Origin of the sequence: Pantoea sp. Ap-870 (genome assembly GCF_011752515.1) — a bacterium.
Taxonomy (GTDB): Bacteria; Pseudomonadota; Gammaproteobacteria; order Enterobacterales; family Enterobacteriaceae; genus Pantoea; species Pantoea dispersa.
Genome location: NZ_VWXG01000003.1, coordinates 39,148 through 50,827, shown reverse-complemented (window position 1 = coordinate 50,827; position 11,680 = coordinate 39,148). Strand labels below are relative to the sequence as shown.

Sequence of the window (11,680 nt, the reverse complement as noted above, 5' to 3'; positions counted from 1 at the left end):
AATTTTAAGGAGTAATATTGCACTTTAAAGTTAAGTAACTTTTATTGATCACTGTGTTGTCATTTCGTTATTATGTTGTTAAAAGCAACTTAACGAGGGCATGAGTTTTGACGGTAGCGAAGGATAGTTCAACTGATGATATTGTGCATGGTAATGACCTTAGGGGTATGGATGATTTTTATGTTCGAACAACTGAATTTTTATGCCCCTATCTGAAGTGCAGAATAAAAGCGACACCTTGCAGTTATAGATCCGAGAATGTCAATCAATCGTATTTCAAATATACTGGCGAGCACAAGTCAGGTTGTGGCATACATGATGCAAAAAAACGCAACCGAAACAACTCTAATGATGAAAAAACACATAACTCTCCTCCAGCTCCATTCATTTCAATCCTTCGTCTGGAAAATGACGAAAGGATTCACAGAGAAAAAAACGATAATAGGACCACAAAAGTAAATGATGAAGAAGATGTTGTAAGAGAACATCCTGTTTCGTCTTCAAGTATTAAACCAATAGTTGATTACTATCTTTCAGGAGTTAACAATAACGAGTTCCTTTCAATACCGCCCTATGAAAAAAGGACTTATAATGAGACATTTCAGAAGTTAAAATATAAACCAGATGTTAAGTATTTTAAGCCCGCAATATATTTTGGTGCACTACAATCTAATCTTACTTTAGATCCTAATGCAGATGAGTATGAGATTGTTTTTCTTGCTCGCAAAAAAGGAACAAAAGAAGCCTTTAAGCTTAAAGTTGATGCATCAAACTGGAACTCAAGCCAGAAAGATGTTTTCTTCAAAGAGTATGAAAAGCAAAGAGAGAAAGCTGAGAGGTACAGGAAATCCCTTTTTGATAAAAAAACAAATGCCTATAAAAAAGCTAATAAGTTTCTAACTGTTTTCTTTTTTGGTTTTCCTGATGATAAAGAACCTCTGTTGCTACATACAAATCATTTCAAATTGGTTTATGTTTCTTTTATCGATGATGTTAAAGATACTTTCAATACGAGTAATGAAATTTCGATTGTCTCACAAAAAAACTTATACGAACTGACTGCGAATGAGAAAAATATATCGAATTTTGAAGCTAGTGACGTTAGCTATGTTGACTCTGACTATCTAAATTCAGCATCGTTCCTGCCTGAGCCTGAGCCTGAGCCTGAGCCTGAGCCTGAGCCTGAGCCTGAGCCTGAGCCTGAGCCTGAGCCTGAGCCTGAGCCTGAGCCTGAGCCTGAGCCTGAGGCAGAAGAACCCAAATCGCGCGGAGGTTTTTTAAATGGTTTGAAAGCTATTATTGAAAAGTTTCGAAGATAGTATAGCTATTGATTTTTAGTTCATATGCGTTATAAGTAACATGTCAAGGATGACAACTTAGCAAGGATGCTTATTATGGATAAATTACAAAGATATTTGCCTGACCAAAGGTTTTTGATTCTTCTTAATCGATTTATCATACGATATGATGAATCGGACTGCAATAAAGAAAAAATCGTAAAAGATGCCTATCTTTTCTGTGTGGGTTACTTCTTTAAATATCAGCAAGATTACGAAAATCCCTATCTAAGAGGGCCCAGCAATATTATTGCTATTTTGAGTTCGGCTTTGCTTAGTCCAAACTTCTATTCAATACCTTCGAACATTAGTCTTGATCGTGTTTTATATTTCTATAAATTCATTATTGAATACATAATATGGAACGAGTATGAAGTTGAGGCTGTATTCAGATCTCAGAAGCTAAGTTTTAGAAAAGAGATTCCCTATGAAATTAAAGACCCAACTTCTTGTAAGAAAAAGAGGTTGTAATAACTTTTCATTACTTAATACCAGGTTAATAACTTCTTCAGCAATGGCTTTTCAACTTTCTCAAAGGGCAGTCAAGAAGGCCATTTTTTAAGCATTTACAGATCCTCACTCACTTGTCCTGCTTCCTGCTCAACCCTCAACCCTCAACCCTCAACCCTCAACCCTCAACCCTCAACCCTCAACCCTCAACCCTCAATCCTGAACCGTGCTGTCATAAGCTTACCAACTAAGTAAGTATTCTAACTATTTCTTAGTGTTACTAATGAGTGATTTTCAAGTTGCACTTTTTAAGAACATGTTAACAAAATGCTGATAAAAACATCACTAGCATGATCTAAGCTCTGGTTTTTCTTGTAAAGATAGGAGGTTGTTCTTTTAAGATTTCAAATTAACAAAGAGTATGGCTTTTTACCGCTAGGGTTATTGACGAGTAAATCATTAATGTTGTTTATTGGAGTGGTATCGATACACAAACACAACTTTACAAACCTAACTGAACAAGCAAGAGGGTATCACTATGATCAAGTTCTCTACTCTGTCTCAGCGCATTTCTGCTATCACTGAAGAAAATGCTATGTATACCAAAGGTCAGGTTATCGTCCTTAGCTGATAACGTATGACAAAGGCCGCATCTCGTATGCGGCCTTACTTTTTTTGGAGCACACCATGTCACTAACGAATGTTAAACCCCTCATTAAAGAATCTCATCACATCATCCTCGCAGATGATGGAGATATTTGTATTGGAGAAATCCCAGGAGTATCTCAGGTCATCAATGATCCTCCTTCCTGGGTAAGACCAGCTCTTGCCAAAATGGATGGTAAAAGGACAGTTCCCCGGATTTTTAAAGAACTGGTTAGTGAGGGTGTCCAGATTGCAAGTGAACATCTGGAAGGACTGGTTGCGGGCCTGGCGGAAAGGAAGCTTCTTCAGGACAACTCCTTCTTCTCAAAAGTGCTGTCTGGTGAGGAAGTAGAAAGGTACAACAGGCAAATCCTTCAGTTCTCCCTGATAGATGCTGATAACCAACATCCTTTCGTGTATCAGGAACGACTAAAGCAAAGTAAGGTAGCCATCTTCGGGATGGGAGGATGGGGCACATGGTGTGCACTTCAACTGGCTATGTCAGGTATAGGTACCTTAAGACTCATTGATGGGGATGATGTCGAGTTGTCAAACATCAACCGGCAAGTGTTGTATCGTACAGATGATGTAGGGAAGAACAAAGTTGATGCTGCCAAAGATACGATCCTTGCCTATAACGAAAACGTGAATGTGGAGACATTCTTTGAATTCGCTTCTCCCGACAGAACAAGACTTGAAGAACTCATTGGTGACAGCACCTTCATCATCCTTGCCTGGGCAGCACTGGGTTACTATCGTAAGGACACTGCTGAAGAAATCATCCATAGCATAGCTAAAGACAAAGCCATCCCTGTTATTGAGCTGGGTGGTGATCCTTTAGAGATCTCTGTTGGTCCCATCTACCTCAATGATGGTGTTCATAGTGGATTCGATGAAGTTAAGAACTCTGTTAAGGATAAGTATTACGACAGCAATTCAGACATTAGAAAGTTTCAGGAAGCCCGTCTGAAGCACTCGTTCATTGATGGTGATAGAAAGGTAAATGCCTGGCAAAGTGCTCCCTCACTATCAATCATGGCAGGTATCGTTACCGATCAGGTTGTCAAAACCATAACTGGATACGATAAACCACACCTTGTAGGAAAAAAATTCATTCTTTCATTGCAGGATTTCAAGTCTCGCGAAGAAGAGATTTTTTAAATGAGCATTGATAGTATTACATTTAACGACAAAGGTTATCTTACCAAAAACATACAATCTCAATTCGCTTCAAAAATTTATGAGATTATGGAGTCGTCACAAGATTCATCTGAGGACTCATGGACTTATATATACAAAAATTCCTTAGAACAAAAAGATCTCTCATTCTTGACCCCGGCAGATGAGATTGAAAAGAGTTTCAATTCATGTTTTGCGGATTTTTGCGATAATAAATTCAGTTTCTTCTTCAGAAGACTCTCCAATGAAGTGAAAGATAATGTTGCTTTAAGTGAAGCTTCAGCAATTGCTTATCACTTTTGTAACTCCGATGAGTTTAAAGATCTGATTGCGAACTTAACCGGAAGGAGGATAGGAAATACCGACCTTTTCTATATCAATCGTTTTGATAAAGGCCATTTTCTCAACACACATACGGATTCAGGTAACAATGTCGGGGTAGCCTTGAATATTACTCAAAATTGGGACCCGAACTTTGGTGGTTTAACACATATACTTGATCAGGATAGAAAGAAGGTTGTTGATACATTGACCCCAGGTTTTGCTGAGTTGTTTCTTTTTGATACATCAGAGAAACAGGTTCCTCATTTCGTATCGATGGTTACAGCTAATCAGAAAAGCAGGCGAATGTCTGTTATAGCAAGGTATGGGAAGGCTTAGATTAATGACTAAAAGTTCTTTATGGCTTACGATGTTAATGGCTTTAATATGGGGAACTTCATTTCCTGTTTCAAAAATTGCGATTAATGTGATAGGGCCTTATGCATTCCGAATGGCTGGTTCTCTTGTTTCATGTGGTATTATTTTTTTGATATTCAACAAAAGTATCCGTGAAAGCATTAAAACCCTTAACTTTGATGAATTTTTAAGAATCGCAATAATTGCGGTGCCAAATGTTTTCCTGGTTCCAACACTCAATAGCATCGCACTTCACTTCACCTCTGTTACGAATGCGACAATCCTTGTTTACACAATGCCTTGCTTTACTTCGATTATCCTGATGGGTTTAGCAAGAAAGCTGAACTTACTCTCCCTGTTCTCACTCCTTCTTTGTTTTTTGGGGATCTTCTTGATACTTAAAGAAGTGCATGTTGGGTTGGGTGAGATTGTAATTCTATGTAGTGCCATTTTTTGGGCTATAGGAGCTGTCGTTTCTCAAAAGATAGTGACTGTCACTCCATTTAAGGCGAGACTATTCTGGCAGATATTGGTTTCAACTATTCTGGTTTCCATTACTTATCCTTTCTTCCAATCAGGTCCATTACTACAACCTCTTATTACCGCTTTCAGTAATACTGAATGTCTTCTTTGTGTTCTCTATCTCGGTATTGTAGGTAATGCACTGGTATATTTCATCTGGTTTTATCTCATTCAGAATGAGAGTGCAGAATTCGCAAGCTATGCGACTCTTCTATCACCCGTTATAACTGTAATTATTGCTTCGACATTTCTTAATGAACAACCATCAATTAAGCAAGTGATTGGTTTTAGCATGATATTAATGAGTGCTTTGTTAGTGAACTTAATAAAACCATACTTTCTTAAGAATAAGTAGCCTCAGTTTTATGTGGGTATTTTAAGAATAAACTAAACACAGATTTGGAATTAACACGTTAGATGAATATTTTTAACAATGGAAGAAGTTGAAGTTAGTGGATATTTAAAAATATAAATTGATGTTTTTTTTGTTTTTTTTTATTATAATGTATTTTCCTTAAAATGATTTCAACTCAAAAGTTCAAATAAAATGAAAAATTACACTTTAGAAGAGTTTTCTATAAATGGTCTTAACGATGATTCAAATGTAAATCTAAAGTTTGCTGACAATTTGAAAATAATTGTTTCAGAAAATGGTTATGGTAAGACAACTATAATAACTATTTTATATTATTTTTTAAAGAAAGACAGGAAGCTTAAAAAATTTAACTTCGACAGTTTAAATATAAAGTTTAATGGTAAAGAAAATATTATTTATCCAAAGTCTATCGCTGTCTTATTATTTGAAAGTGACTTTGTTAGCTCATTTCAACATATAGCTGAAATTTTCGACGATAAAAAAATAGCTAATAAAAATAGCAGGGAAGGGGCCTTAAAAAAACTGGATTCATTTTATATAACTTTAATGATATTCTTTATGGTTAACTCCGATAGTGAATCGAAAATCAGTGCTGAGGAAATAAGTAGAATTTCACTTTATTTAGGCATTGAGGAGAAATCAGTTTTTTCTATTATTAACATGATGAAGAAATTTGTAGGCGATTATGACTACATGTATGATTTTGAAGATGTTAATGTGGGTTTTTTTGAACTTTATCAAGGTGTTGAAAGGATTTATAGCGATATATATCAAGAGCATGAAAAGAAATATTCACTTCAACCTTTTGTGAAGAGATTACAATTTTTATTAGATAGTATCAATGAGTTAGGGCACAAGGAGTTTATTTATTTACCTACTTACAGGCTTGTTGAAAGTAGCATTAGTTCATTTAGAAAGAACGAAAGTGATGACTATTACTTTGATAATTCTGATCAGGCCCAAGAGTTCTTTAAAGAGAGTGCTTTAATTCAATTTGGTGTTCAAGACATCAAAGATGTTTGGAGCGAGATTTCTGGCAGAATAAGAAGGACAACTACGCAGGATTTTCTAAAATCATCTGGCTCTTTGCTAAAAAACATCCTCAGTAATAAAACTGTTGATGAAAAAAACATAGAGGAATTGTTATGCAATAAGGAGTCCATATTAAAAATATTATCCCGAATAGATCCTAGTACAATTGACAAAAAATCCAAGAAAAATCTACTCAATATTCTCGAAAAAAAAGAATTCAATATTGATTACAATAATAACGCTCTTTTTTATATTCTTGAAAACATGGTCGCAATTTACAACAATCAAAAGCATTTAGATGTAACCATTAATAAGTATAAGGCGGCTGTGAATGAGTTTTTAAAAAATAAGAAGGTTATATATAACGAAATAACTTCAGAGATATATGTCGAAAAAGTAATTGGGCGAAAAAAGATTGATATAGAGAATCTTTCATCTGGAGAAAAACAAATTCTTTCCCTGTTTACTAAAATATACCTTTCTGAGGTAAATGATGTAGAAAGAAAATACTGGATCTTTTTTGATGAGCCTGAAATATCTTTGTCGATTGAGTGGCAGCAGATTCTTCTCCCTACAATCCTTGCTTCCGAACGATGCGAGTTTTTAATAGCTGCTACTCATTCTCCATTTATTTTTAAAAATAATTTAAAAAGTTATACTAGCGATCTTTCTCTCGAAGTCACGGAGTTCATTAAATGATGGATTTTCATAATATGAACCGTGTTGAAGCTATGGATTTAATGACACAAGATGAATCAGTAATATTCAGAGAGTATTTGAAGAAAGTTGGTAAATCTAATAATATGCTAATTTTATTATTAGAAGGTCAGGATGATCTTGATTATTATCAGTCTATTTTCAATGCTAATATAGGGTTGCATAATGATGTTTGGATAGAATTAGTTTGCCATGGAAGAGATAATGTCATTAAACTAATAGACGACATTAGCACTCACACTATGAAAGAATATAGAGATGGCTTCTATTATGGCTTTATTGATAAAGATTATCATGAAGTCGATGAGAATGATAACAATGAAAGAATTTATATTACACCTACTTATTCAATAGAAAATTTTTACGTGAGCTTGTCGTTCTTTAAGAAAGTTTTATCCAGAAAGTTTTATTTGATTGCTAATGATGAGTTTAACAAGGACTTTGAAACTTGCTGCGATAATTTTGTTGCACGAATAGAAGAGTTTATTCAAGGCATAAAAGAGTTGGATGTTTATTTAAGATGTAATAGGCTAATGTTTAAGAACAATAATGATAACATAAGAATTAATGCTAGGGATATTAAATTGGATAATCTATTTAGCATTAGTTTAGATACAGTAGTAGTAAAAAGTGATGCTTTGACAGTACTTGGTAAAAAAATTGAAGATTTCGATAATATTGCACTTGCTTCTTCATATGAATATTATGAAGGGCAATCTAATATCGAACTTTCTAAAGTGATACGTGGAAAGTTTATGTTCTATTTTATACATAAGTACCTGTTTAGGCTTAAAGAAGATAATCGAAAAAAAAACCCTTGCTTATTCGTTGATTCCTATGCACTCTCAAAAAAGACTGATGATACGAAACGTGTTTTTAATAAAACAAAAATATCAGTATATAAAGATCATGAAGATATTCTTTCAGACTTATGTCAGTTTGCTGATGTTCCTTCATGTTTAATTACTTTCTTGTCAAGAATTAGGAGTAATTTTTTTGGAGGAGCATTTATTTCTCCCTAATTCTGAGTTTTTTAACTATTTTTTAAAGGAAATAGTTATAAATTATTAGGTTTTTTAAATTATTAATCATAAAAAAACTGGAGTATCATCTCCTATACTCCAGTTCAGCATTGATTAAGCCCCTTGGATTATTTGGTCAAAAATAAGCATCCACCGCTTGAGTTGCAGTTCCGTATCACGGATACCTTCCTGTGAATTGAAGTCACCCTTTTGAGGAAAAAACATTACCCTCCATTCTGGATACAGAACATCGTCCACTGCGATGTAAAAACCTGATTCTCTGAAGTCATGGGTGCGGTCGAGTTCTCTATCCAAGCCTGTTCTTTGTCTTGTGGTAGACAAGTTGTATCTCCACTCCTTGACCGCAGAGAAGGGATAGGTCTTTTGTTTATTGTCCTCCCTGAGATGAATCAGTCCTCTGTGCTGGTCGAGTTTCATTGAAGTAGGGCCAAATTCATGGCTCCACATCCCGTCCTGCTCGCCAAAATGGTCCTTGGTGCTGGCATTCCACTTTTTGATGCGGAATTTTTTATAAGCAAACATCAAGAGCATGATGCTTGCAAAAACCCAAATAAGAGCGAGTTGCACTAATCCTCTCATACCCAAGAAGTAGAAGATGACAATTGGCAGAGCGATGGCAATCCATACTCGTTTCATCATCAGGAAATTAGGCTGCTTAACTTCAGTCATTGTTGTCATAGAACCATCCAGTATTATTTCGTTGGATTCAGAGCGCACGCATCCATCAGCTTATTTTGCTGATAAATCAGTGAGCTATATCGCTTCGTTTGAAGTTACATTACGGCCAGTAATGAGTTTCTAGCAAATCATTTGTACCGATCGATCAGATCTTTTTGATAGTTATAAACTATCATGATAGTAAAATTGATCTGTAAAAACGATCGATCGGTTTTTCCTATCAATATGATTATTAATAAGAATAGATAGCTCATTTGACTTAATGCGTCGTTTTAAACTACTGATAACTAGCAGGTTTAAGAGACATCAAAAAGAAAATCTTTTTTTCCCACTAGTGCTTTCTTTAATGATTGCGAGTGATTCTTTACCGCCAAGATTTTGAGTAGGGGTAACGAAGTGGAAAGGTTTCATCTTGATTGACGGCTTTAGAATGCTCAGACCCGTTGCTTTCAAGGCCTGGATAATCTGCTTCAGGTATGGGACCCATAGTAGCCAGCGAACCCTGCCGTTCTGTTTAGCATTCGGCTCCTCAATATGTGGAATAGCCGGGGAGTAGAACATTGGCTCGTCGTCTATGTTCGCTAGTCTTTCCACTGCTACTAACTCCTCCTCAGGCAACTCTGTATCAGCTATCATCTGAGGCTCGACAGTAGGGGTGAGGATAACCCTCTTACTCAGGCTCGACCATGAGTAGGCTTTACCTAACTGAGATGCTTTGAAGGCGATTCCTGCATACTCAAATGAGAAGCCATTCATTTTACCCGTAGAAACAATGCTCGCTTTGGCTGTTATCTTTAGCTTGCTGATTTCATTAACAAAATCGTCAATGGTGATGGTGCCATAGAAACTGATCACCGCCTCAATTGCTTCCTGGATGATTTTCTTTGGTGCTTTGTTGCCTGTCCTTGCTTCCATCATTTCCTCATTCCTTCCAGCTTGCCTGACTTTGGGTGTTGAAGAAGGGGATGAACCTTTGGTTCGTGTAAGCAGATGATCCCGCTCAAGCTCATGAATGATCCTGGTGCTGATGAGGTTCTCATTTCTGCCGAGGTAGAGCTGGCCATCAGGTATACGGATGCGAGAAGCAATTATGTGTATGTGCTGGCCGGCCTCGTCATCATGGAGGACATAGCAACGGAGGTGAGTATCACTGAAGCCCATTCGCTTCATGTAGTTGTCAGCAACAAGCTTCCACTGCTCATTAGTGATTGAATCTCCTACAGGAAGGCGAAGAGAATTGTGCCATACAGGTTTCTGCACATCTGGGCGGAGCTTCTGTGTTCGCATGAACTCTACATTCACCTCATCGACAGATAAGCCAATCATGTTACTGCCGATTATCATAGGAGCTGTTTTGTGATGAGATGCTGGGGCAAGTGCATATGAGACAACACCTCTGAAGCACCTACCCCTGCGGATTTTTTGCATTCCTTTCATCTGCGGAGAATCATTTATCGAGTGATAGTAGGGCATCTCTCACATGAGATAGCTTCAGCCTGAGAGTATCGACCTCATTACTCAAAGGTTGAGCATCAGATCCGCGACGAATAAGAAATGAAGTGAGGTCATTCAACTTTTGCAGGGAAGCCGTCAGTTGATGCCAGGCTTCTTTATTAACCTCTGGAACTAAGGGAGGCAACTGCTTTAGAGCTGAAGATCTCAGCCAACAGCTTCTGCTGAGCTGTCCTCTGGACTGGTTTACTTTGCTCAGCTCAACCTCATTCAATCTGACAGTTAGTGAGTATCTGCGAAGACGGTTGGGAGGTAATTTCTTTGCGATAGAATCTTTGGTAAATGAAGAAGGAAACTCATCATTGAAAATAATATTTATTTTTTCCATATCAACTCCTTTTGATATTTAGGTTTAATAGCAAATCCATATGCTATATGTAATAAATACCATAAAGTTCAATAGTGTCAATGGGTTGGAGTTTGCTTGTGGGGTAGCTTTGATCTTTCTTTTTCAACCGAAGGGAAGAAAAAGCAAGGCAACTCAAAGATGCGGAGCATCTATGAGTTAGCCCTTGCTTATTTACTTATTTAAAATATTCTTTCTAAGTTAATTGACTTTGTATTGGAATATAATATAAATGTATCTATAACACCTATAGGAGGAACTATGATAAAAATTTCATTTATAATTTCATTTTTTGTTTTTAATTTTCTTGTTTTGAATTTCAATTCGGATATGAAAGGTCTGCTAATTATGGTGGATTTTTATTTCCTAATGATTTTTTTGGGTTGGGTTATTTCATTTGTAAAAATAACACCAACACAAAAAAATAATGCTATAAAAAAATGAGAGGTAACATTGCTATAGCAATTGCTAATAAGAAGATAATAATGAAGCACCCTTTGTGGTAATGTATAAGTTCTTCTGGTTTGGAATATGATTCCTCTGTTTTTACTAACTCAGTAGAAGGCCCAGCAGAACTGTTTTCAGTACTTTTTTCAGTGTTTATTTTTCTATGTTTAAGTTCGGTTTCTCGATGACTTTCATTTAAACACTCTATAAAGGTTATAAGTGCTTTAGCAAGTGTTGAGACTAGAAGGCATATTTTAAAAAAGAGGTGATTAATGTTAGTGGCGAAATCTTGTATGTTGGTTGATTGTAGGTATGATGCATAGTCGAAAATTAGTAAATATAATCCGTAACTTGCAGATGAAAACAAAAAGAAATCATTCAAGGATTTTACTGATTTCCCTCTATAAATGTACCATAGAGTAATTATTATCCCTCCAGACAAGGCGGGCATAGCACTTATTATATCGGGTAAGTTGCTTAATATATGATCTCTATTGTACTTTTCTGCATAGCGAGGTATTTCAGGGACGACAATGAATGGAATGTAAAATATAACGCTTATCACAGGCACTAAGAATACTAGACCTATTGGTCTCGTTATTTTTGGGAGGATTTTTTCTCTCAACCATAACTTAGTTATACTAAGCTTTTCAATCTTTTTAGGCATGTTTGTTTCTCCTTTTTTTTTCTATGGGGTATTTATTTAATTTTTATCGTT

The 11,680-nt window shown here is 36.0% G+C and carries 12 protein-coding genes; 8 read left to right on the top strand and 4 right to left on the bottom strand.

What is annotated here, in order from left to right:
• The first annotated feature begins 107 nt into the window (after positions 1–107).
• The 8 genes from F3J41_RS09500 (at position 108) to F3J41_RS09465 (ending at position 7,958) form a co-directional block, all read left to right on the top strand.
• Complete coding sequence (locus F3J41_RS09500; protein WP_166710893.1) at positions 108–1,319, top strand: hypothetical protein; 1,212 nt, start codon at positions 108–110, stop codon at positions 1,317–1,319.
• Positions 1,320–1,394: 75 nt separating this feature from the next.
• Positions 1,395–1,808: a hypothetical protein gene (locus tag F3J41_RS09495; RefSeq protein WP_166710891.1), complete on the top strand. Its 414-nt coding sequence runs from the start codon at positions 1,395–1,397 to the stop codon at positions 1,806–1,808.
• Between the two features lie 517 nt (positions 1,809–2,325).
• Entirely contained in the window at positions 2,326–2,418 is a 93-nt protein-coding gene (locus tag F3J41_RS09490; protein WP_012770338.1) for a pantocin A family RiPP, read from the top strand.
• Between the two features lie 56 nt (positions 2,419–2,474).
• The gene (locus F3J41_RS09485) at positions 2,475–3,593 is read left to right on the top strand and encodes a ThiF family adenylyltransferase (RefSeq protein WP_166710889.1); all 1,119 of its coding nucleotides are present in this window, start codon (positions 2,475–2,477) and stop codon (positions 3,591–3,593) included.
• Positions 3,594–4,271 carry a 2OG-Fe(II) oxygenase family protein gene (locus F3J41_RS09480; protein WP_104094349.1) on the top strand — a complete coding sequence of 226 codons (678 nt, stop codon included), beginning with the start codon at positions 3,594–3,596 and terminating at the stop codon, positions 4,269–4,271.
• A gap of 4 nt (positions 4,272–4,275) precedes the next feature.
• Positions 4,276–5,166 (top strand): DMT family transporter, encoded by an 891-nt coding sequence (locus F3J41_RS09475; RefSeq protein WP_247656273.1) that lies wholly within the window; start codon positions 4,276–4,278, stop codon positions 5,164–5,166.
• A 192-nt stretch (positions 5,167–5,358) separates the two neighbouring features.
• Entirely contained in the window at positions 5,359–6,918 is a 1,560-nt protein-coding gene (locus tag F3J41_RS09470; RefSeq protein ID WP_166710885.1) for an AAA family ATPase, read from the top strand.
• Entirely contained in the window at positions 6,915–7,958 is a 1,044-nt protein-coding gene (locus F3J41_RS09465) for a DUF4435 domain-containing protein (RefSeq protein ID WP_166710883.1), read from the top strand. Before F3J41_RS09470 ends, F3J41_RS09465 begins: the two co-directional genes overlap by 4 nt.
• A 114-nt stretch (positions 7,959–8,072) precedes the next feature.
• On the opposite strand, the gene F3J41_RS09460 is transcribed toward F3J41_RS09465, so the two are convergent.
• The 4 genes from F3J41_RS09460 to F3J41_RS09445 form a co-directional block, all read right to left on the bottom strand.
• Positions 8,073–8,657 carry a DUF4755 domain-containing protein gene (locus F3J41_RS09460; RefSeq protein ID WP_166710881.1) on the bottom strand — a complete coding sequence of 195 codons (585 nt, stop codon included), beginning with the start codon at positions 8,655–8,657 and terminating at the stop codon, positions 8,073–8,075.
• 306 nt (positions 8,658–8,963) lie between these two features.
• A complete protein-coding gene (locus F3J41_RS09455; protein WP_371815458.1) occupies positions 8,964–10,130 on the bottom strand; it encodes a relaxase/mobilization nuclease domain-containing protein in 1,167 nt (388 codons plus the stop codon).
• Positions 10,105–10,497, bottom strand: coding sequence for a hypothetical protein (locus F3J41_RS09450; RefSeq protein WP_166710879.1), 393 nt, complete (start codon positions 10,495–10,497; stop codon positions 10,105–10,107). Before F3J41_RS09450 ends, F3J41_RS09455 begins: the two co-directional genes overlap by 26 nt.
• A 448-nt stretch (positions 10,498–10,945) precedes the next feature.
• On the bottom strand, positions 10,946–11,629 hold the full coding sequence (locus tag F3J41_RS09445; protein WP_166710877.1) for a hypothetical protein: 684 nt from the start codon (positions 11,627–11,629) through the stop codon (positions 10,946–10,948).
• Positions 11,630–11,680: the final 51 nt, after the last annotated feature.

Coding starts and splice junctions, on each gene's coding strand:
- F3J41_RS09445 (WP_166710877.1), bottom strand. CDS start 11,629: ATGCCTAAAAAGATTGAAAAGCTTAGTATAACTAAGTTATGGTTGAGA.
- F3J41_RS09485 (WP_166710889.1), top strand. CDS start 2,475: ATGTCACTAACGAATGTTAAACCCCTCATTAAAGAATCTCATCACATC.
- F3J41_RS09480 (WP_104094349.1), top strand. CDS start 3,594: ATGAGCATTGATAGTATTACATTTAACGACAAAGGTTATCTTACCAAA.
- F3J41_RS09475 (WP_247656273.1), top strand. CDS start 4,276: ATGACTAAAAGTTCTTTATGGCTTACGATGTTAATGGCTTTAATATGG.
- F3J41_RS09495 (WP_166710891.1), top strand. CDS start 1,395: ATGGATAAATTACAAAGATATTTGCCTGACCAAAGGTTTTTGATTCTT.
- F3J41_RS09490 (WP_012770338.1), top strand. CDS start 2,326: ATGATCAAGTTCTCTACTCTGTCTCAGCGCATTTCTGCTATCACTGAA.
- F3J41_RS09465 (WP_166710883.1), top strand. CDS start 6,915: ATGATGGATTTTCATAATATGAACCGTGTTGAAGCTATGGATTTAATG.
- F3J41_RS09455 (WP_371815458.1), bottom strand. CDS start 10,130: ATGCCCTACTATCACTCGATAAATGATTCTCCGCAGATGAAAGGAATG.
- F3J41_RS09450 (WP_166710879.1), bottom strand. CDS start 10,497: ATGGAAAAAATAAATATTATTTTCAATGATGAGTTTCCTTCTTCATTT.
- F3J41_RS09470 (WP_166710885.1), top strand. CDS start 5,359: ATGAAAAATTACACTTTAGAAGAGTTTTCTATAAATGGTCTTAACGAT.
- F3J41_RS09460 (WP_166710881.1), bottom strand. CDS start 8,657: ATGACAACAATGACTGAAGTTAAGCAGCCTAATTTCCTGATGATGAAA.